The 21,114-nt window shown below is 58.9% G+C and carries 21 protein-coding genes; 11 read left to right on the top strand and 10 right to left on the bottom strand.

The window, feature by feature from the left end; genetic code table 11:
- Positions 1–74: 74 nt before the first annotated feature.
- Together AC2FJ6_RS04605 and AC2FJ6_RS04600 are read right to left on the bottom strand one after the other, a co-directional pair.
- A complete protein-coding gene (locus AC2FJ6_RS04605; protein WP_170770030.1) occupies positions 75–488 on the bottom strand; it encodes a universal stress protein in 414 nt (137 codons plus the stop codon).
- A 242-nt stretch (positions 489–730) separates the two neighbouring features.
- The gene (locus AC2FJ6_RS04600) at positions 731–2,677 is read right to left on the bottom strand and encodes a DUF3604 domain-containing protein (protein WP_496668513.1); all 1,947 of its coding nucleotides are present in this window, start codon (positions 2,675–2,677) and stop codon (positions 731–733) included.
- A 254-nt stretch (positions 2,678–2,931) separates the two neighbouring features.
- Here AC2FJ6_RS04600 and AC2FJ6_RS04595 point away from each other — a divergent pair, with 254 nt between their 5' ends.
- A complete protein-coding gene (locus AC2FJ6_RS04595) occupies positions 2,932–4,368 on the top strand; it encodes an arylsulfatase (protein ID WP_496668511.1) in 1,437 nt (478 codons plus the stop codon).
- 195 nt (positions 4,369–4,563) lie between these two features.
- Here the strand turns inward: AC2FJ6_RS04595 and AC2FJ6_RS04590 are convergent, their stop codons facing one another.
- Entirely contained in the window at positions 4,564–5,142 is a 579-nt protein-coding gene (locus tag AC2FJ6_RS04590) for a GcrA family cell cycle regulator (protein WP_170770617.1), read from the bottom strand.
- Between the two features lie 126 nt (positions 5,143–5,268).
- Here AC2FJ6_RS04590 and AC2FJ6_RS04585 point away from each other — a divergent pair, with 126 nt between their 5' ends.
- Positions 5,269–6,072, top strand: coding sequence for an ABC transporter permease (locus tag AC2FJ6_RS04585; RefSeq protein ID WP_496668509.1), 804 nt, complete (start codon positions 5,269–5,271; stop codon positions 6,070–6,072).
- On the opposite strand, the gene AC2FJ6_RS04580 is transcribed toward AC2FJ6_RS04585, so the two are convergent.
- Positions 6,054–6,944, bottom strand: a complete 891-nt coding sequence (locus AC2FJ6_RS04580; protein ID WP_480874709.1) for a DMT family transporter — start codon at positions 6,942–6,944, stop codon at positions 6,054–6,056. The two genes, AC2FJ6_RS04585 and AC2FJ6_RS04580, sit on opposite strands and share 19 nt — an antisense overlap.
- A 292-nt stretch (positions 6,945–7,236) precedes the next feature.
- On the opposite strand from AC2FJ6_RS04580, the gene AC2FJ6_RS04575 reads away from it, so the two are divergent.
- Both AC2FJ6_RS04575 and argF read left to right on the top strand, forming a co-directional pair.
- The gene (locus AC2FJ6_RS04575; RefSeq protein WP_496668507.1) at positions 7,237–8,424 is read left to right on the top strand and encodes an aspartate aminotransferase family protein; all 1,188 of its coding nucleotides are present in this window, start codon (positions 7,237–7,239) and stop codon (positions 8,422–8,424) included.
- Positions 8,425–8,535: 111 nt separating this feature from the next.
- On the top strand, positions 8,536–9,462 hold the full coding sequence (gene argF, locus AC2FJ6_RS04570; RefSeq protein ID WP_170770036.1) for an ornithine carbamoyltransferase: 927 nt from the start codon (positions 8,536–8,538) through the stop codon (positions 9,460–9,462).
- On the opposite strand, the gene AC2FJ6_RS04565 is transcribed toward argF, so the two are convergent.
- A complete protein-coding gene (locus AC2FJ6_RS04565) occupies positions 9,459–10,058 on the bottom strand; it encodes a ferric reductase-like transmembrane domain-containing protein (RefSeq protein ID WP_170770037.1) in 600 nt (199 codons plus the stop codon). The genes argF and AC2FJ6_RS04565 overlap by 4 nt on opposite strands.
- The gene (locus tag AC2FJ6_RS04560; RefSeq protein WP_170770038.1) at positions 10,059–10,538 is read right to left on the bottom strand and encodes a peptidase associated/transthyretin-like domain-containing protein; all 480 of its coding nucleotides are present in this window, start codon (positions 10,536–10,538) and stop codon (positions 10,059–10,061) included.
- Between the two features lie 292 nt (positions 10,539–10,830).
- Between AC2FJ6_RS04560 and AC2FJ6_RS04555 the strand changes: the two genes are divergently transcribed.
- Positions 10,831–11,793, top strand: coding sequence for a pirin family protein (locus AC2FJ6_RS04555; RefSeq protein WP_170770039.1), 963 nt, complete (start codon positions 10,831–10,833; stop codon positions 11,791–11,793).
- 66 nt (positions 11,794–11,859) lie between these two features.
- A complete protein-coding gene (locus AC2FJ6_RS04550) occupies positions 11,860–12,834 on the top strand; it encodes a 2-dehydropantoate 2-reductase (RefSeq protein ID WP_480874701.1) in 975 nt (324 codons plus the stop codon).
- Here AC2FJ6_RS04550 and AC2FJ6_RS04545 read toward each other — a convergent pair.
- The 3 genes from AC2FJ6_RS04545 to hrpB all read right to left on the bottom strand — a co-directional run bounded on the left by AC2FJ6_RS04545 (position 12,831) and on the right by hrpB (position 17,382).
- Complete coding sequence (locus AC2FJ6_RS04545) at positions 12,831–14,309, bottom strand: inorganic phosphate transporter (protein ID WP_496668505.1); 1,479 nt, start codon at positions 14,307–14,309, stop codon at positions 12,831–12,833. The two genes, AC2FJ6_RS04550 and AC2FJ6_RS04545, sit on opposite strands and share 4 nt — an antisense overlap.
- 92 nt (positions 14,310–14,401) lie before the next feature.
- Positions 14,402–14,860 (bottom strand): NUDIX hydrolase, encoded by a 459-nt coding sequence (locus AC2FJ6_RS04540; RefSeq protein WP_170770042.1) that lies wholly within the window; start codon positions 14,858–14,860, stop codon positions 14,402–14,404.
- Between the two features lie 89 nt (positions 14,861–14,949).
- Positions 14,950–17,382, bottom strand: a complete 2,433-nt coding sequence (hrpB, locus tag AC2FJ6_RS04535; RefSeq protein WP_496668597.1) for an ATP-dependent helicase HrpB — start codon at positions 17,380–17,382, stop codon at positions 14,950–14,952.
- 265 nt (positions 17,383–17,647) lie between these two features.
- Between hrpB and meaB the strand changes: the two genes are divergently transcribed.
- From meaB to AC2FJ6_RS04510, 5 genes are all read left to right on the top strand, one after another.
- Positions 17,648–18,619 carry a methylmalonyl Co-A mutase-associated GTPase MeaB gene (gene meaB / locus AC2FJ6_RS04530; protein WP_170770043.1) on the top strand — a complete coding sequence of 324 codons (972 nt, stop codon included), beginning with the start codon at positions 17,648–17,650 and terminating at the stop codon, positions 18,617–18,619.
- Positions 18,620–18,851: 232 nt separating this feature from the next.
- Complete coding sequence (rpmB, locus tag AC2FJ6_RS04525) at positions 18,852–19,139, top strand: 50S ribosomal protein L28 (RefSeq protein ID WP_170326827.1); 288 nt, start codon at positions 18,852–18,854, stop codon at positions 19,137–19,139.
- A gap of 166 nt (positions 19,140–19,305) precedes the next feature.
- Positions 19,306–19,455, top strand: a complete 150-nt coding sequence (locus AC2FJ6_RS04520) for a hypothetical protein (RefSeq protein WP_214646780.1) — start codon at positions 19,306–19,308, stop codon at positions 19,453–19,455.
- Positions 19,456–19,538: 83 nt separating this feature from the next.
- On the top strand, positions 19,539–19,889 hold the full coding sequence (locus tag AC2FJ6_RS04515) for a hypothetical protein (protein ID WP_336510113.1): 351 nt from the start codon (positions 19,539–19,541) through the stop codon (positions 19,887–19,889).
- A gap of 44 nt (positions 19,890–19,933) precedes the next feature.
- Positions 19,934–20,407 carry a copper chaperone PCu(A)C gene (locus AC2FJ6_RS04510; protein WP_496668503.1) on the top strand — a complete coding sequence of 158 codons (474 nt, stop codon included), beginning with the start codon at positions 19,934–19,936 and terminating at the stop codon, positions 20,405–20,407.
- A gap of 76 nt (positions 20,408–20,483) precedes the next feature.
- Here the strand turns inward: AC2FJ6_RS04510 and AC2FJ6_RS04505 are convergent, their stop codons facing one another.
- Complete coding sequence (locus AC2FJ6_RS04505; RefSeq protein WP_170782814.1) at positions 20,484–21,092, bottom strand: HdeD family acid-resistance protein; 609 nt, start codon at positions 21,090–21,092, stop codon at positions 20,484–20,486.
- Positions 21,093–21,114 lie beyond the last annotated feature (22 nt).

The raw sequence follows: 21,114 nt of genomic DNA, 5'->3' as shown, positions 1-21,114 counted from the left end.
AAGCGGACAAAATCAATGATGGCTTCCTAAAATAAGGGAGCCATCACATCGGGTTGCCGAGGTTTTTGAATCGACTAGTGCCGAACAACAAAAACCGAGCAACTGGCATGTGTCACTACGTGGCTGGCGGTCGTTCCCAGGAGGTAATCCTGAATCTTTGGGTTGGCCGCCTCCATCACGATCATATCCACGTTGCGTTCATCGGCGAGCTTTACGATTTGCCGATGCACAGCACCGGTTCGAACAACAGTTTCTAATTCGACGCCTTCCGCCGGGTGATCTTTCACAAACTTCTCCAATTGCTCGCTCCAATAGCCAACAGAGTCGCGAATATTCAAGTTTCGCTCCATTTCTGGCGCAACTGTCACCACGAGAAGCCGCGCTTCTCTGCGCCTGGCCATTGCGATTGCTTCTTCGTAGGCGCTGTAGTCCAACCTGACGTGACGAAGGTTTAGCGGGCATAGGATTAATTTCGTATCACGTGGCATCTACAACATCCCGTTTCACGCATTTGGCCAATAAGTATTGAATGACTTTGCAAAGCGGACAGTCAAGAGCGACCGCGTTCCATAAACAGCGGGCGCTTTGTCCGCTAAGCAGTTTCTGATGTAGTACGCAACCAATGGTTGCGTCGCGTCCTAAGCGGACGTTCGCATGAACGCACTAGCCTAGTGTTGCTGCGACAGGAACTGCCGGGCTTTTGCCGTAACGACGACAGATTAGGTATATTTCAGCCCTCGGGAGTATACCAAATTGGCGAAGTGTAAGCACGTTCCTGAGTTGACGTGGGCACCTCGGCAGGCAGTTCGTCTCCGAACCGAACGGCATCGTAAATTGTCCATCTCGGTGTGGGAATTTCCAAGACACGGGCATAGTAGAAAGCGCTCATAGAAGGATCGAAATCGGGGTCTTTCCAAACGGTGATCAGTTCCGGGGAACCTATTGAATTCGTAAACGTGCCCGTTGCAACATCCACGGTGTTCCCTACCGTTGGCAGGTTGCCGTCCGCATCGGGTTCTCGGTCTCCCGACCAAGCCACATCATAGACACGCTCCTCAGTTTCGCCGCTGGAATTTAGCCAACCTTTCACAATCTGAACACGGTCGAGATTGCCGGAGAACGGATCTTTCAGCGCAGCAACCAGGAAGGTTGGGGCGTCCGCGCCTTGTGTCGCGTCCGCGAGGTCCCCACCCATCGGAACGCCTTTTTCATATCCTATTTCTGCGGGCAATCGAGATCTTGCGTCAGCTTCCGTAAAATCCCAACCACCAAAGAAACGAACCGCGATGCGACTACCGGTTGTCCCGTATACTTCTTTCCGTTCCATGGCGTCGAATATGGCTTCGCGTGTGTTGTCCTGAGCCCAAACCGCTGCATAGCCTGAGGCTGCCATTTCCCACCCGAGAATCCTCAGGGCATCGAACTCGCCAACGACATGCTGCCAACGGCCAGGTTCCGGCTCGACGCCAGAGTGTTTGCCAAAGAAATTGTCTTCTTCCGCCGTTGCCAAAGCAGTATGGCTGTCGGTCGAGCCCACTACTCCGAACTTGTATGGATTGGTGCCGAGCTGAGCTTCTAGCTTGAGACCGTTCTTCAAGGCCTCGCGGGCGTATTCGTACTGAAGCATCCAGTCTTCTTTGAGTGTCGGACCCAGATTGGATTTATCCCAGGTTTCATAGTCAGCGAACTCATCGTTCGGGCTGAGAAACGGGTGAGTTTCTCCATCACCTTTGATCTGGGTAATCTCATACATCGGCTCCCACTTGGCACGCCGCTCTGCGTAGTCTTCTGTCAAAGGCTCACCCGTTTCAGGGTTTGTCTCGACCGGAAACATCAAACCGTTGGAGACGTTGCCATTGTGAGCAAGGGCCAGTACACGACCACCAGTCTCTAGTTCATAAGTTTCCATCCAATCCCATAGCCGTTCCGGATTAAATGTTTCTGCGGTTGTGAAGGGCAGCATTTGCCGAGCGCGAATGGCATCATCCCGGTAGATCACATTGCGGTGGAGGTTGTTGCCAGCTTCGGTAGATGTCCACTCGTACCCGATGAACGCAGTGAACGTGCCAGGGTCATTGTGATGATCCGCAGTTTGCGTGAACTTGTCCCACACGGATTGTACAAACCTTCGATCTGCAACAGCTTCGGGAAGTGCCTCGCCCGTGATGCCAGCAAAGGTCTCAATGACTTCCATAGTGGCTCCAAGTGCAACGTCTCCGCCCGCATTAAGCCGTTCGCTCCAGTCTCTGAGCGTTGCATCGCGCATCAGCGTGGAGTTTCCCGCGATGATTTCATTCATTGCACCCATGGCATCAGAATGATCGGATACAACAAGCCAGTCGAGCGGACGCGATAACTTCACACGGAGGCCATGTGATGTGGTGACTTCCTCACCACGTGCAAACCTATAGGCATCGTCGGGGCTCAGAATAACGCCAAATCCGCGGGCATCGAGTGAATTTGATGTGTGCAGGTGAGTGTCACCCCACAAAGGTCGCGTAGGAAAATCCCGACCTGCATAGGGTGAGAAATCGGCGGGTGCGGGTTCACGCATATCATCAACCGATATGGTCATCTCTCCGACTAGCCCACCTTGTGCGGCCTCTTGAGCATCTGATGAGCTTGTTATGAATGCTGCGGAAACTATTGCTGTCGATGTCGTTAGAAAAAACTTCATATGAACCTCCCAGCCGAGCTGAATGCCAGCTTATGGCAACATCTGAGTCGGTTGTTCGTCAAGGAAAACAACGGTTTTTCATTGTTGAGCAAAAGAGAGCCTGAGGGAGATTCGACCAAAACCGGACCGCAGCTTCGCCCGCAAATCTGACGCTCTACCACTGTGAGAAAATACCGCAACGAGTGGCCGTTCTTGACGACTGGCAGCTTCGTTCGACAGTCTTGAGTCCGTGAGCCTAATTTGGAGATGTTGTTATGAAGTGGTTGTCCCGCACATTCCTACTGTCCTTATCTCTTCTATTTGCCGAGGCCGCTTCGGCTCAAGAAAAACCTAACATCGTATTCATATTTCTAGATAATTTTGGGTGGGGCGAACCCGGGTTCAATGGAGGTGGCATAATCCGTGGTACTGCGACTCCCGAGATGGACGCCCTCGCTGCGGAAGGACTACGACTCACGAACTTCAACGTGGAAAGCCAGTGCACGCCGTCCCGCGCAGCGACCATGACTGGACGGTACGGCATCCGGAGCGGCAACCATACGGTCCCACTGGGAGGTGGCGTTTACGGTCTGACCCAATGGGAAATCACGATGGCCGAGATGCTGAAGGATGTAGGATACAGCACGGCCATGTACGGGAAATGGCACCTTGGATGGACCGAAGGGCGCTATCCAACGAATCAAGGATTCGATGAGTTTTACGGCGTTGAGACCACTGACGTTACAGTCTGGCGCACGCTTCCGGGTTTTGCCGATGCCAACATGGAAGAGCCGGTTGTGATGCAAGGTGTTGCTGGCGAGCCAGCAACCATCGCTCAAGACTACGATCTGGACTATCGCGGCGAAATAGATGGCGACCTGACGAAAAAAGCCATCGAATTTGTCGAAGCAAAGAGTACCGAAGACGCGCCGTTTTTCATCTATCTTGCTTATACTCAGACCCACTATCCAAACATCGTGTCCGAGGAGTTCGAAGGCGCCACTGGAAACGGCGTCTGGGCCGACATTCTGTTTCAAACAGATAGCTATATCGGGCGCATTGTTGATGCGATTGAGGCAGCAGGCGTTTCCGACGACACCGTGGTGATATTTACTGCTGACAACGGCCCCGAAGCTCTTCCGGTTGGGAACGCCAACGTCTCGCCAGTTCCTGCGGTACATGGTACGGCCGGACCTTGGCGCGGTACTCTATTCACCAGCCTCGAAGGAAGTATGCGTGTACCCTTTGCAATCAAGTGGCCGGGAAAGATCCCTGCCGGTTCTGAAAGCAACGATGTTGTCCACTCAATGGATCTCTATCCGACACTTGCGGCTTTCGCAGGGGGCAAGGTACCTGATGACAGAGCCTTTGATGGTGTCGACCAGTCAAAGTTCTTTCTTGGTGACCAACCAAACTCAAACCGAGAAGGCGTGATCGTCTACATGGGTGAGCAGATATTCGGCGTAAAATGGAAGGATTGGAAAGTTCTTTTCAAAGAGAATACGACGGCTTTTGGTGCAACGGAGTCTTTCGACACACCAAGGCTCTATAACCTTTTGAATGACCCACACGAGCGTGAAAGCGTACTCTTCCCGCACACATGGGCGGCTGAAAAGGCTCTGCCACAGTTGCAGGAGCACCTCGCTACATTCGAGAAGTTTCCTCCGATCCCCCCGGGAACGCCGGATCCCTATGAACCACCCAACGACTGAGTGACGGCTTTGTCCGCCCAGCCGACGCTCGGACCCAAATCACCCTCGCAGCTTTCAGCGAGGGTGTTTTCCTTGTGAGGGCTCGTTGCGCCTTGCTTAGTTCTTGAATTCACAACACTTCCAGTAGGAGGCTTCACGAAACGCCTCCACTCTTTTCAAGCTCTACAATGTCTATTTAGGTTCCGGTGTTCCCAATCACCGCCTACGATCGCGGCGCGAGCTCATAGGTTGGAAGGCCACGCCCACATGCGCCTCGCAATAAGGCTTACCGGCCTCAACCGGCAGGCCGCAGAACCAGAAATCCTCGGTTGCGGGGTCGCCGACGGGCCATTTGCAGGTTTTCTCAGTCAGTTCCATCAGCGTCAGCTTCTTGGCCTTTTTCTCGACCTCGTTGACCTTGGCCAGAGCCTCGGGGCTGATTTCGTTGGCTGAAGGCTGCGGCGGCAGCGGTTGACCGGCCGGGATGATCTGGCGGCGGGCGGGCACGGCGGGCTTCGCCTCGGCCGTCGGAGCGGGTGCGGGGCGCGCGGGTTCGGTCTTGGGCGCGGGTTTCGGTTTGGCCTCGGCCTTGGGCGCAGCGGGGGCCGGTTTTTCCTTCGGTTCGGCCTTGGCCGGGGTCGCGCCGGTTGCGCGGTTCGACAGGCCCAGACGGTGAACCTTACCGATCACCGCATTGCGGGTCACGCCGCCCAGTTCTTTGGCGATCTGGCTGGCCGACTGGCCCTCGCCCCACATCTTTTTCAGCAGTTCTACACGCTCGTCAGTCCAGGACATCATTTGCCTTTCAAAAGCGGAAAGCGGCCCCGGATTCGGGCCGCCTTGGGAAATCATCTCAGCGCCCTATTCTAATCACTGCCGCCCGAGTTACAAGCGGTTCTCGAATCAGCTATGGGGTGGGTCATGCAGAATCTGATCGAACAGGACGCGCGCCGCTTTGGCGCGGTGAATTGGATGGGCCTTTTCACCCTGGCGCAACGCGAAACGCTTCGGTTCATGGGGGTGTGGACACAGACCCTTTTGGCCCCTTTGGTAACGGCGGGCCTGTTTCTGCTGATCTTCAACATCGCCATCAGCCCCAGCCGTTCGGACGTTATGGGTGTGCCGTTCCTGACCTTTCTAGCGCCCGGGATCATGATGATGACCGTGATCCAGAACGCTTTTGCCAATACCTCCTCGTCGATGGTGATCGCCAAGGTGCAGGGCAACATTGTCGATACGCTTATGCCGCCCTTATCGCCGCTGGAGATCCTGTTGGGTTATCTGGCAGGCGGGATTGCGCGGGGCGTTCTGATCGCGCTGGTGGTCGCCATAGCTTTGGCCCTGGTGTTGGGTATCGTGCCGCAAAACCCACTTATCGCGTTGATTTTTGTGGTACTGGGCGGGGCTTTCATGGGCGCACTTGGCCTGTTTGCCGGGATTTTCGCCAATAAATTCGACCAGATGGCGGCGATTACCAATTTTATCGTCACACCACTGGCGTTCCTGTCGGGCACATTTTACTCGGTAGAGGCTCTACCACCCGTATTGAACCGCCTGAGCCACGTGAACCCGGTTTTCTATCTGATCGACGGGCTGCGATATGGGATGATCGGGGTGTCCGATAGCTCTGCGTGGCTGGGGATGGTTATCTGCGCAGGCGCAACCCTTTTGGTAGGCGCGGCGACCTGGCAGATGTTGCGAACAGGTTATCGGCTCAAGGCCTGACGCTGCCGTCCTTCGCGCCAGACGAGGATCAGACCTCCGGTCAGGATGATCGTGGCGCCCAGCGTGCTAATCCAATCAGGCACAACGCGGAAAATGGCGAAATCATAGAACGCGGCAAAGATGAGCGTGACATAGCTGATCGGTGCAACAAATGATGCGTCCGCCCGCGCCATTCCGTTGACGAAACACGCCTGTGCACAGGCCATCAGCACTCCGATTCCGGCCAGCGCCGCCCATTGCTGCGGGGTGGGCATCTGGAACACGAAGCTGACCGCGACCGAGGCGATGGTCAGGCCCATCGCATTGTTGATCAGCAGAATCTGGATGGGAATCTCTCGACCGGATAGCTTCTTGATGAAAATCAGCTCCATCCCGATCACCACGGCGGCCGTCAGCGCCAGCAACGCAGCGGGTTGAAAACTGTCGGGGGTGGGGCGCAGCAAGATCAAAGCTCCGGCCAAAGCGACCGCTGCTGCAAGCCAGCGCCACGGGCCGATGGTTTCCCGTAGCAATGGAATTGCTAGCACCATGGCGAAAACCGGGTTCAGGAAGGATATCGCAGTGGCATCGGCGAGCGGGATAAACGCGACCGAAGCGAACATCAGTGTGATCCCCAACCAGCCAAAGCTGGTGCGCCCGATATGCAGCCCCCAATGCGGGCGGCTCAGGCGTGGGCGCAGAATGCCAACCGCGCTAACAATGACCAGAAACGCGAACATAAACCGCCCGTGGCTGATCTGCATCGGGTGCAGGGCTGGGCCCAACTCATCTGTTCCCAACGCCTTGGCCAGCAGGGTTGTCCCGGCAAGAAGCGCGCTGGCTGCAATGATCAGCAAGGCCGCGAACGGCGGGTTATGGCGGGCGGGTGTCATGGGCCAGCGGTGCGCCAAGGAGCTTCAAATAGCAAGGGACAAGTTCACCCTAGGACGGAAATTCGACCACGCGTTCATTTCGGGGTTCCCTGTTGGTGCAGACCTCGCTATACGCGCTTGCATGGTCAAGACTGCACATATCCTGCGCCTCCGACGTCGACGCATCACTGCGTAACCGGCCTGTTTGATCTATTGCGCGCTGTAATTCCGCGCAAACTCCACCAAATCTGTTGACGAATAGGGCCTTCGTGTTTCACTCACGAGGCTCAACTGATCCAAAAAGGATGATCCCATGATCCCGTCCGTTCTGCCGACCTATAATCGCGCGCCTCTGACCTTCGTGAAAGGTGAGGGCGCCTGGCTGATCGAGGCGGATGGCCGACGTTTCCTTGATCTCGGCGCCGGGATCGCCGTGAACGCGCTGGGCCATGCGCATCCGGCGCTGGTGAACGCGTTGTCCGAACAGGCGCATGCGCTGTGGCATGTCTCGAACCTCTACCACATTCCTCAGCAGCAGGCCTTGGCCGACAAGCTGGTGGAACATACCTTTGCCGATACGGTGTTCTTCACCAACTCCGGTACGGAATCCTGTGAACTGGCCGTGAAAATGGCCCGCAAGCATTTCTATGACAAAGGTCAGCCAGAACGGGTCGAGATCATCACATTCGACGGCTCGTTCCACGGTCGGTCTTCGGCTGGGATCGCAGCGGCAGGGTCCGAGAAGATGACCAAGGGTTTTGGCCCGCTGCTGCCGGGTTTTGTGCATGTCACGTTCGGTGATCTTGACGGCGTCACCAACGCCATCACCGAGAAAACTGCCGCGATTCTGATCGAACCGGTGCAGGGCGAGGGCGGCATCCGTCCCGTTCCCGACACGGAAATGAAAGCGCTGCGCCAGATCTGCGACGACAATGGCCTGCTGTTGATCCTAGACGAAGTGCAATGCGGCGTGGGCCGAACCGGCAAGCTCTTCGCCCACGAATGGGCGGGGATCACGCCGGATATCATGATGGTTGCCAAAGGCATAGGCGGAGGGTTCCCCCTGGGCGCCGTCCTGGCCACCGAAGACGCCGCCAACGGCATGACCGCAGGCACTCATGGATCGACCTATGGCGGCAACCCGCTGGGCTGCGCCGTGGGCTGCGCAGTGATTGACCAAGTGGCAACCCCTGCCTTCCTCGAAGGTGTGAACCGCAAGGCGGGCCTTCTGCGTCAGAAACTCGAAGGGCTGATTGCCGACCACCCGGATGTTTTCGAAGAGGTGCGCGGCACTGGTCTGATGCTGGGTCTGAAATGTAAGCCCACCAATATCGACGTGGTGAATGCGGGCTATGACAACGAAGTCATCACCGTCCCTGCTGCCGACAATGTGATCCGCCTGTTGCCACCGCTGACCCTGACTGAGGACGATATCGCGCAAGCCATGATCCGCCTGGAAAAAGCAGCGCAGCAGGTCCAGGCCAATCTGACCACTGCCTGATCCTTCTTATGTTCAAAAATACCTCGGGGGCCGCCATTCGGGCGCCATTGGTTCAAGATCCAATGACGACGGGCAGCGCCCCCGGCAACCAAAAGCCAAAAGCGAAACGAAATGAACCATTTTCTCGACATTCACAAAACCGAAGCAAGCGACCTGCGGGCTATGATCGACCAAGCCGGCGCAATGAAACAGGCGCGCCTTGGCCGCCCCAAAGCCGCCGTTGATGATGAACAACCCCTCAAGGATCGGATGGTTGCTCTGATCTTCGAAAAACCCTCGACCCGGACGCGCGTGTCTTTCGATGTCGGCGTGCGCCAAATGGGCGGGCAAACGATGGTGCTGTCCGGCAAAGACATGCAACTGGGTCACGGAGAAACCATCGCCGACACCGCGCGCGTGCTGTCGCGCTATGTCGACATGATCATGATCCGCACCTTTGACGAGACGATCCTTACGGAAATGGCCGAATTCTCGGACGTGCCGGTCATCAACGGCCTGACCGACCGCACCCATCCCTGTCAGATCATGGCCGATGTCCTGACATTTGAAGAACATCGCGGGCCGATCGCAGGCAAAAAGGTGGTCTGGACCGGCGACGGCAACAATGTCTGCGCATCCTTTCTTCATGCGGCCGGTCAATTTGGCTTCGACTTCACATTCACAGGCCCTCCACAGCTTGACCCCGAAGAAGAGTTCATGGGATTCGCCCGCCAAAAAGGGTCGCAGATCGTGATCGAGCGTGATCCGTTCAAAGCCGTCCAAGGCGCCGATCTGGTGGTAGCCGACACGTGGGTCTCGATGCATGACAGCCAGTCTGCCAAGGAACGCCGCCACAACCTTCTGCGCCCCTATCAGGTCAATACCGAACTGATGTCACATGCTAAGCCGGACGCGCTGTTCATGCATTGCCTGCCGGCCCACCGCGAAGAAGAGGCGACATCCGAGGTCATGGACGGCTCGAACTCGGTGATCTTTGACGAGGCCGAAAACCGTCTGCACGCGCAAAAGGCTGTGATGCGCTGGTGTCTGGGCGTCTAACGCCTGCGCAGGTCCCATACACGCAATCTGGCGAGCGTCCAAACGCTCGTCACCAGAACCAAACCACATAGGGCGGCTTTGGTCACAACCTCCATCGTGCCTTCAATCAGGAGCGCATGAGCGACGGTCCCGGCAATTGTCACAGAGGCTAAAACGGTGTGCAAAAGCCGCCAGATGCGAAACCGCAGGGCCAGCCGCTGCCTCAAAACGCCCAACCCACAAGCCACGAATGCAGTCCACATGGCCATGACGCCCCACACTGAGAATGGAGTGGGTGATGTGAAGGTCAAAGCATCTACAACATCCGGCGGGCTGGTGATCCACAACCCGGCGACGTGGATGATGATGGCACCGATCAAAATCAGGCCAACCCAGCGGTGCAGGCGGCGGCTGAGAAGTGGCGTTACTCCCGGTAGAGCTTTTGAGGCCAATAGCGGCTGCAACAACAATAAGCTCAGCGACAGCGCCCCCGCGAAACCTGCAACGATGTAGATAGGACTTCGCCAGGCCAGATAGGGGCTGAAGCCAGCAGCAATGACTGGCACCAAAAGCGCAACAAACAAGGCCACCCAGACCAATGCGGTGCGACGAGCCACTTAGATAGGTTGCAACACGAAATGCGCCGCAAGGGTTTTGTCCCGTGCACTGGACATCACAGGGCGTAGGAAAACCGTCTCGAATTCGCCGCTATCATAGGCCAGATGCCCATGCGGTTGCCCAAAAGCAGGCACGATCTGCGGCATCTCCAGCCGGAACGCACCTTCCGCGTCGGTTAAGGTTGCGCCGTGGCTTTGGGGGTCGCGCTCATGACCTTCGGTTGTGTGCGCCCAGATTTGAATGCGTTGACCGGGCAGAGGGGCACCGTCACCTGCGCGGCGCACGGTACCCGTCATCCAGAACCCGCCGCCACCAATCCGTTCGACCACAGGTGCGCCGGGGCGATAGTTGTTCGATCCTCCGCGCATCGACGGCGTCGGCGCCAACCCTTTGGCGCGCGCAGGAACCAAAAGGCCCGAGGCCAACACAGCCCCGCCTCCTGCGATCAGAGAACGACGATTGAGGGGCGAACCGGTCATGCAATCCTCCTGCGGTTTGACGCTAGATATAAAATAGCACGATCTCAGCTTATTCCGAGGAGGATATGCGAATTGTGAAGTGGCTCGAGGATGCGGGGGCCACTTCTGGGCGTTCGGAGCAGAGTTTCTTTGCCGCGACTAATCGAATGGTATGTGATAACATAATTGCAATGAAATGATGTAACTCGCAATGCGCACTAGTTATGTGCAAAAATTGCAGTATTCATGATGTTTTTTGGGGTATATGTTGCATTCACGAACAGAACCTACGTTTGCAACTGAGGACACCGGAATGAGTTGGAACCCCACCCACAGCCCCGAATGCCTGTCTGAGAGCGCCGCGCTTGAAACACTGATCATTCCTCGGGCTCGCGATCTCGGCGGGTTTGAGGTGCGACGGGCGCTGCCTTCGGTAAAACGTCAGCTTGTCGGACCATTTATTTTCTTCGACCAGATGGGCCCGGCGGAATTTATCACCGATGGTGGCATTGACGTGCGCCCGCACCCGCATATTGGGCTGGGTACCGTGACTTACCTGTATCAGGGTGAATTCGAACATCGCGACAGTCTGGGCACCCATCAGATGATCTATCCAGGCGAGGTGAACTGGATGGTGGCGGGGCGCGGTGTGACCCATTCGGAACGCACAAGCGCCGAAACACGCGGCAAAAAGCACAGCCTGTTCGGCATCCAGACCTGGATCGCACTGCCGGACCAGCACGAGGATATGGCCCCCGATTTCGAACATCACAAGCAATGTGCGTTGCCGCATATTCAGGACACAGGGGTCAGTGCGAGGCTCATCCTTGGATCGGCCTATGGCGCGTCCAGCCCCGTAACCATGCTGTCCGAGACCTTTTATCTGGATGTTCAACTTGACCCCGGCGCGGCCATTCCCTTGCCCGACGATCACGAGGATAGGGGCGTCTACGTGACGCAGGGCTCGATCGAGGTTGCAGGCGACGTTTTCGAAGCCGGCCGCATGATGGTGTTCCGGCCAGGCGATCGCCTTTCGGTCAGGGCAGGACCAGCAGGGGCGCGGCTGATGCTGTTAGGGGGCGCAACATTGGGGCAAGATCGGTATATCTGGTGGAATTTTGTCTCATCCTCGAAGGAAAAGATCGAGACCGCCACGCGGGAATGGCAGGCCGCCGATTGGGCGAAGGGTGCTTTTCAACTGCCCCCCGGAGATGACGCCGAATATATCGAGATTTCTGAACAGCTTGCACGCACGAAGCCCAGATTGGCGCGGTGACGGCACGTCACGTGACCTTGCCCCAGTGGCCTATCCCGGCAATTCTTGTCTGAAGGGGAGGGCGCCATGAAAATCGCCATAGCGGGTGCAGGCAGTATCGGGTGTTATTGCGGCGGGTTGCTTGCTAGTGCCGGTCACGAGGTCACTCTGTTGGGGCGTGCCCGCGTTTTGGACCCGATCCGGCAACATGGCCTGACCCTGACGGATTTTGCCGGGCAGAACCGGCACATTGACACTTTGACCCTAGCCGAGGATCCGGTGTGCATGGCAGATGCCGAGGTGGTCATCGTCACCGTCAAATCCGGAGCGACGGCAGATATGGCTGCGCTGATTGGGCAATATGCGCCGCAGTCGGTAGTGCTGTCCTGGCAAAACGGGATCGAGAATGCGCGTGTACTGCGCGCTGCCTTGCCCGATCAGGATGTCCGCGCCGGAATGGTGCCGTTCAACGTTGTTCCTATGGAGGGCGGGCGGTTTCACCGGGCCACCTCGGGCGAGATTGTCATCCAATCCGGCGCAGGAGGTTTGGGGCAGGCGCTGGGATCTGCGGAATTGCCTGTTGTCGAAAGCGACAGGATCGAGGCCGTTCAGTGGGGCAAGCTGGTCATCAACCTCAACAATGCGCTGAACGCCTTGTCCGGGATGACGTTGAAACAGCAGTTGATGGACCGGAACTGGCGTCAGCTTATGGCCGACCAAATGGCCGAGGCTCTGGCTGTTCTCAGGGCTGCGGATCATCCCGTTGCATCGACCACACCGTTGCCTGCTTGGGCTATTCCGCATGTTCTTCGCCTGCCGACGCCGTTGTTTTCAAAAATTGCGGCGCGGATGCTGACGATAGATCCTAATGCGCGCACCTCTATGGCATATGACCTGATGGCCGGGCGCGTTACCGAGATCGACAGCCTGCAAGGCGAGATTATCCGCCTCGGAGTGCAGCATGGCGTGGCGACGCCTTATTGCGCGGGTGTGCAGGCTTTGATCGAAGAGGCGCAGGATCAGCCTTTATCCGTTGATCAGGTCAGGCGCGCTGTGGATTAGTGGAAGGCCGTCAGAAGGCCGAAGATCATCGCCGACATGACGGCCGAGGCGGGTACTGTCACCATCCATGCCCCAAGGATCGTCATGAAATGCGACCGGCGGACAAGCTTGCGGCGTTGGCGTTCCTCGCGGGCACGTCGTTGTTCAGGCGGGCGCTGTTGGTTGGACTTTTTCCAGCGGCGATCTGTCTCCCATTCGCGGAAGAAACCCACCCCGAATACTGCGCCGATAGCGATATGGGTGGTGCTCACGGGTAAGCCCAGCCAACTGGCCAGAATGACGGTCAGAGCTGTGGCGAGGGCGATGCAAAAGGCACGCATCGGGTTCAGTTTCGTGATCTGGGTACCCACCATGCGGATCAGGCGCGGACCAAACAGGAATAAACCGAAAGAGATACCAAACGCGCCGATCAGCATGATCCATTGCGGCACGGCTACCGTGGCGGCAAGGTCGTGGAATTCAGACACGTGGACGATCCCGGCCAAAGGGCCGATCGCGTTCGCCACGTCATTTGCCCCATGCGCGAAGCTGAGGAAAATGGCAGCGATGATCAGAGGAAGGCCAAACAGAGATTTCATCGCCCGGCGGCGGTTCTCTATGTTGCGGGTCCGCCTGTGCACCCATGGGATCGTAAGTCGCCAGAAAACAAGCCCCAAACCTCCACCGGTGCTCAATGCGATGACAGGATCAACTTGGACGACCCGCTCTAACCCTTTTACCGCCATATAGGTCGCAAAAGCACCTGCCATCAGCCCCACTAAAATAGGAACCCAGCGGCGCGCGGCGGTGATTTTGTCGTCCTGGCGCAGAATGCGCGCGCGGATAAAAGCCAGGAACATGGCGGCGACCGCGCCGCCAATCACGGGCGAGACCATCCAACTGAGTGCTATGGTGCCGACGGTGCTCCAGTTCACGGCGCTCAGACCTGCGGCTGCGACGCCTGCGCCGACCACGCCCCCAACGACCGAATGCGTGGTCGAAACCGGGGCCCTCAGCCAAGTGGCGATATTGACCCACAACGCCGCCGACATCAGGGCCGCCAACATGGCCCAGATAAAGTGCGCTTCTGTTGTGACCGAATCCGGATGTACGATATCGCGCGAAATAGTCGTCACGACATCACCACCGGCCAGCAGCGCACCTGCGCTTTCGGCGATGGCGGCGATTGTGATGGCGACACCCATCGGCAACGCGTTGGCGCCCACGGCGGGGCCCATGTTGTTGGCGACATCGTTGGCGCCCACATTGATCGCCATATAGGCGCCGAATACGGCGGCCGCGACCACAACCAGACGCCCGTCGGCCTGCCCAAACAACACTGCAGCGGTCAATCCCGCCAACACCACAAAGGCCAACGCAACGCCGGAGGCCAGCAGCGGGCGCGCAACGAACGCATTCGCGTGTTCAATACGCGAAATGCGGTGCAGGTCGCTGTCCAGCGCCTTCCATCGGCTGTTGGTGTGGATTTCAGTCATTGGGTTTTGCAAGTGGTTGCGGGCTAGCGCAGGCCGATACAAGGTTCGGGCCTGCTATTCAACCTTCTGCCCTTTCAGGGCTTGCGAATGTGTTAATACCGACGAAGAAGCGCACGCAATTCGGGCTCGTTCACCCGCTCTGCCGCCTCGGACGGGCGAACCCAGTGCCGCTCGCGCTGGCCGAGCTCCGGGAACTCGTCCGCCAACTCCTCTACCTCAATTCGGTACACGCTGGTCAAAACCGGAAGCAAAGATCCGTCGTTTAGCTTTTTGTCATATGTATAGCGCCCCACCGGGTCCCGGTGGATATGTGCGGCCTGAACGCCGGCCTCTTCCCATGCCTCTTGCGCAGCCGTTTCCGCACCGTCTTTGCCATCCATGGGCCAGCCCTTTGGGATGATCCAGCGACCGGTGTCGCGGCTGGTGATCAGTAGCACCTCGATCCCACTATCGGTTTGGCGCGTGCACAACGCTGCGACCTGCACCCTGCGGGGACGCAGGAACAGGGGGCGAAGGATCTCCTCCCAGGTATTTCGCAACCAATGTGACATGTATTTTTTACGCCGGCCTGCCCGAGCGCCTCCTCAAGCGGTCAAATAACAACGAAAGAAGATATATTCAATAAACCGGAGGGGCAGGCCTAATTGCGTCGTTTCGCACGCAAGGTTGGGTCGGCCTGTGTGGGGTCTTCGGGCCAGGGGTGTTTGGGGTATTGCGCGCGCATGTCCTTTCGGACATCAGCGTAGGAGCCCGCCCAGAACCCCGGCAGGTCGCGTGTGATCTGAATGGGGCGTTGGGCCGGGGACAGCAGGGTGATCTTCAGCGGTTCGCCTCCGACAACCGGATGGCGCGTGACACCGAACAGTTCCTGTAACCGGACCGAGATTTCCGGGATCGCCCCGCCATAATCAATCGGTACCTTGCGGCCCAACGGCGTCTGAAACGCGCCCGGCGCACGTCGGTCCAGTTCCTGCGTCTGGTTCCAGTCTAGCCGTGCACGCAGGGCCGGCAGCAGATCAAACCGCTTCCAGTCCTCGGCCGAGCGCACGCCCGACAGCATGGGCAGCAGCCAGTCTTCTAGAGTTTTCATCAACCCCTCGGCTGAGAAATCGGGCAGGTTGGCACCTTCGGCGCGGACAAGTTCGACCCGCGCCGCCAGCCGGGCGGAGGCCCCTTCGAGCCGCAGTCCGAGGTCGCGGACACCGTCCAACATCGCCAGTGCCAAGGTTTCGTCGGGCACGTCCTTCCAGATACGGTCATCCAAGGTAATCGCGCCCAGCCGTTCCTGCCTGCGGGCGATGACGCGGCGGTCGCGTTTGGACCACGCACAACTTTCGACCCAGGCGATCTGATCCGCGAAGAGATCACGGATTTCACGTTCCGAGATCTGCGCAGCCATGCGCACGCGCGCCTCGCGCGGATTGCCGTCGGTGTCGGTGACAACCAGATAGGGGGCTGCGGCCAGAGTGTCCGTGCTGTCCAGCACCACTCCCTTGCCACCCGACAAGACATAGCGCGGCTCATCGCCTTTGCGGCGTTGGCCGATGCGGTCGGGATAGGCCAGCGCGGCCATGGTGGCGGGGCTCAGGTCGGATGGGCTGCCCTTGCTGCGCAGCCGCTTGGCCTCGGCCTTGATGCGGTCAAGCGCACCCGTATTTACTTGCCAGACGCGGTTGCGTTGAAATGCGCGCGGGTCGCGCAAGGCCTCAAGCCGCAACAACATATCAACAGGCGCGCCAAGCAGCGGGTCGCGCTCGGCCATCAACGCGGCCAGAGCGGCGGCGTCCGGCCCGGCACGTTCCAGCATATGTCCCAGCCTTGGGTGCAGGGGCAGGGCGGCCAGCGCGCGACCGTGATCGGTGATCCGCCCCTTGCGGTCCAGTGCGCCCAACATGGTCAGCAAGGCGCGGGCCTCAGACATCGTGCCTTCGGGCGGAGGGGTCAGAAAGGCCAGATCGCCCGGTTCTGCCCCCCAAAGCGCCAGTTCCAGCGCCAGACCAGTCAGGTCGGCTGCCTCGATCTCGGCCGAAGGGTAGGCGGAAAGGGCGCCCTCTTCGCCCTTGGACCAAAGGCGATAGCAAACACCTTCAGCCACGCGTCCGGCACGGCCCGTGCGTTGGGTTGCCTCGGCGCGTGTGACCCGTTCCGTTACCAGCCGCGACATGCCTGATCCCGGATCAAACCGCGCCCGCCGTGCCTGTCCCATATCGACCACAACGCGGATGTCGGGAAAGGTTAGAGAGGTTTCGGCAATCGACGTGGCCAGAACGACCTTGCGCCTCGTCTCGACCGGAGCAATCGCCTTGCGCTGGGCGGCAAAGGGCATCGCGCCGAATAGGGGGCGCACAACACACACATCGGGCAAGCGCCCGGCCAAGGCGTTTTCGGCGCGGCGAATCTCGCCCTCGCCTGGCAGGAAAACCAACACCCCGCCGGTTGTTTCGTGTTCGGCCTGCACCACCAGATCGACCAGAGCATCCAGCCGTCGCGCCTTCGTGCCCAAAGGATGGTCCAGCCAGCGTGTTTCAACCGGAAAGCTGCGGCCGGACGAGGTTACTAGTGGCGCGTTCATCAACCGCCCGACAGGTTCGGCGTCCAACGTGGCAGACATGGCCAAAAGGATCAGATCGTCGCGCAACGCGCCTGTCACCTCAAGGCACAGCGCCAGTCCCAAATCGGCATTAAGGGACCGTTCGTGGAATTCGTCAAAGATCACCGCGCCAACGCCGGGCAGGTCGGGTTCGGATTGTAGCATCCTGGTCAGGATGCCTTCGGTCACGACCTCGATCCGGGTATTGGCCGACACCTTCGCTTCGCCCCGTACCCGGTAGCCCACCGTCTGCCCCGCACGTTCGCCCAGCGTTTCGGCCATGCGTTCCGCTGCCGCACGGGCAGCCAGACGGCGCGGTTCCAGCATCACGATCTTGCCGTCACACAACCCCGCCTCGAGCATCGCCAGTGGGACCCGCGTCGTCTTACCTGCGCCTGGAGGCGCTTGTAGTACGGCCCGCCCTGCGGATTTCAGGGCAGCCAGCAGCTCAGGAATGGCGTCGTCGATTGGCAGGCGAGTCATGCAGGCTTTATCCGCCAAGCGCCGCGCGGCGTCCAGTTCAGCTGTTCCGGTTTCGCCAGAGGACAGGACGATCAAGCTCACCTTTACCCAAAGCGGGTCCGCACAGTGGGCCTGAGCAGCGACGGTGAGGGGGACAAAAACCAATCGCCAGGGTCACAAAAACAGCGCAGCGTGTTGGCATCCAGCGGGTTCTTCGCACAGTCCGGTCTGGACAAATCGGCTGTGGCGACGGCAAGTAGTGGAGCCGCAGGAGGTTGGGACGAAAATGGACATAGACAACCTGAGTGACAGGATTTTGGACGGAGACCGGCGTGCGCTGGCCCGCGCGATCACTTTGGTCGAAAGCGGCCGTGCTGACCACCGGGCGCAGGCGGGTGAACTATTGGCGCGTCTGGCCAATTCCGGGCGGCAGGCGCTGCGTATCGGGCTGTCGGGCACGCCGGGCGTTGGCAAATCCACATTTATCGAAAGCTTCGGCATGATGTTGATCGGGCAGGGGCTGCGCGTTGCTGTTCTTGCGGTCGATCCCAGCTCGGCCCGGTCCGGCGGGTCCATTCTGGGCGATAAGACCCGGATGGAGCGTCTGAGCCGCGAACGCGCCGCCTTTATCCGCCCGTCCCCAAGCCAAAGCCATCTGGGTGGTGTGGCCCGTCGCACCCGCGAGGCCATCGCCCTGTGCGAGGCCGCAGGGTTCGACGTGGTTCTGATTGAGACCGTTGGCGTGGGGCAATCCGAAACCGTGGTGTCCGAGATGTCGGACTTGTTCCTGCTCTTGCTCGCACCGGCGGGCGGGGACGAATTGCAGGGGGTCAAGCGTGGCATCATGGAAATGGCGGATGTGATTCTGGTCAACAAGGCGGATGGGGACCTCAAGGCTACCGCGACCCGTACCTGCGCAGATTATGCGGGAGCATTGCGGCTGTTGCGCAAGCGCCCGCAGGACCCTGAGGGCTTTCCCAAGGCAATGACGGTTTCAGCCGTGGAAGAACACGGGTTGGAACAGGCTTGGGTCGAGATGCAGGCGCTTAGCCAATGGCGCCGTGAAACAGGTCAATGGGCAGTGAACCGGTCCGATCAAGCCTGTTTCTGGTTCGATCAGGAGGTGCGCCATGCCCTGCTGGCCAGGCTGGAAACGTCCGAGGCCAAAGCTGAAATGGCATCGTTGAATGCCAAAGTCGCGCAAGGGTTGCTCAGCCCGGCTGCTGCTGCGCAACAGATGCTGTCTCATCTGGCTTAGGGGGCTGGTCAGAGGGGTGTTCTTTTTGCGAATTTTCTTGGCAAAACCATGATGTGACGGGTGCGCCCCGGCGTCATGCAGCAAAGTCAAAGAATTCCGTTGATCCGTCTTGACCCTCTCGGCGATTCCCACTAAACGCATCCAACCAGTTTTCGGGCGCGACTTCGGGTTGTGCCCCTTGTGATTTGGCCGAGGGCGTTTTGCCTGGCCTCCAGAAACAAAGGAAGAAACCATGTCGCGCCGTTGCGAACTGACCGGAAAAGGCCCGATGACTGGCAACAATGTCAGCCACGCCAAAAACAGAACTCGTCGTCGTTTCCTGCCCAACCTGAACGACGTCACCTTGCAGTCCGAAGCTCTGGGCCGCGGCGTGAAGCTGCGCATCTCGGCGGCTGCGCTGCGCTCGGTCGACCACCGTGGTGGTCTGGACGCGTTCCTGGCCAAAGCCAAGGACGAAGAGCTGTCGGCCAACGCGCTGAAAGTGAAAAAAGAAATCGCTAAGGCACAGGCCTCCGCCTAAGCTTTTTGCGATCTGCGAATTTTGACCCTGCACCTGTCCGGTGCGGGGTCTTTTCGTTTACAGTCAAGACATTATGAGAAAAGCACTTCCAGCGTGACAATGTTCACATACAGTTGGCTGACGTAGGGTTAAGTTTAGTCATATTCATCTGGCGGAGTTCACTCTCATGTCTTTCAAATCCTACGATTTTCTTGCCCTGTTGACCGGTTTTTTCGGCAATACCTTTGGGACAGGTTTTCGGATGCAACGTCAGGTGAACCGGCTGCATACGAGCTTGACCAAAGGGTCCGTAAAACGACCGGAACTGGACCGCTGACGGTTCATTTCAAACCAAGGGCTTCTAGCGCTGCCGATTGTGCTTGAAGCCCGCTTTCCCTCGGGCTTATACCGTGGGTCAGAGTGAGACCCGTTCTGAAATATCTCTTGCCTTACATGCTATCGCTGCTGGTTGTCCTGACCGGTCAGAGCGTTGCGGCCTCGCGCGGGGTGGATGCCGCTGTTGGGCAGATGGTGCTGTGTACGGGTACGGGGCCGGTGGTGGTCTATATGGATGCCGAAGGGCAACCGACGCAACCGCCGCACTATTGTCCGGACTATGCGCTGACATTGCTGGGGGCGATTGACGCGCCGCATGTGGACGTTCCGCCTGCGCCGCGCCCCAAGGTTGCCGTGCCGGCACGCACGCGCGGAAATCTGATCGCGGCACCCCGTCCACATCATCCGGCGCGCGCGCCTCCGGCCCGGATTTGATCGCAAACTCAGTTCGTTCAAATACCCAAGTCAGGAGAGGCGCAATGCCCTTTTCATCCAAATTCACGGCGGTGCTGGCCGCCGTTACCTTTGCCTCCGCCGCTATGGCGCAGGACACTATCACGGTCGAGGATGCCTATGCGCGTTCGGCTGGCAAAGCAGCCAAGGCCGGGGCGGCCTTTATGGTGATTAAAAACAGTGGCGATGCCGAGGACCGGCTGATCGGTGTGCAATCCGACGCGGCGGCGCGGGTCGAGTTGCATACCCATGAGATCGATGCAAACGGCGTTGCCAAGATGATCCATGTTGAGGAAGGCTTTGTGATCTCGGCGGGCGAGTCGCATATGCTGAAACGCGGCGGCGACCATGTGATGTTCATGGGGCTTGCCGCTCCGTTCGAACAAGGTGAAACGGTTCCTGTGACGCTGATCTTCGAAAAAGCCGGTGAGGTCGTGATCGAGGTTCCCGTCGATTTGGAACGTCACGATACGGGCGGCCACGGGTCGCATTCTAACTAGGCCTACGCCTGTCTTCGAGCCGCGATGCGGCCGTCATCCATGCGTCAGGCCGGGTAAAACCCGGCCTGTTTGCGCCTTAGCGGTTAACGACACGCGGGGCGACCCGGTCATGGGCGCGTTTGAAGCGCGCTGCCAGAAAGAACATGACGGCAGAGAAGGCCAGGGCTGAGAAGGCGATCGCCCAGCCAAGCGCGACCATACCACTACCGGGCCAAAACAACAGGACCAGCCCGATGATTAGGGCAACGATCCCCGAATTGCGAACAGTCCCCGCATCTGGGTTGCGTTCGGGCATTTGTCGCCACGCCATCAGCGCGCCGATCCCCACGATCAGCGCCCATGCGCCTAGCAGGAAAAAGGTCAAGCGCGCGACGCCTTCGGGCCAGATCAGTAGTACCAGACCGATCAGCAGCGCGCCGACGCCAACACCGCCGATCAGGCCGCGCCGCCCGAACCCCAGCAGGGTGAGGCCGCCATCCAATACCAGCAACACCCCCACCAGCCGCAGCAGCAGTGCGATACTACCCGTGGGCCAGAACAGCGCTGCAATTCCCAGCGCGCCTGCCAGAAGGCCGCGCAGCAGGAAGGTCCACCACAGATTGGCCAGTTGATCGCCCAGCGCATCGCGGCTGTCCATGCTGTGTGCCTCAAGGATCTCTGGCTGCGGGTTGTTCGGGTCGGTCATTGGGGCCTCCGGTATTGGCAGG

Source organism: Ruegeria sp. CDSA089 (genome assembly GCF_059612205.1).
This window is presented reverse-complemented; position numbering and strand designations above follow the sequence as displayed.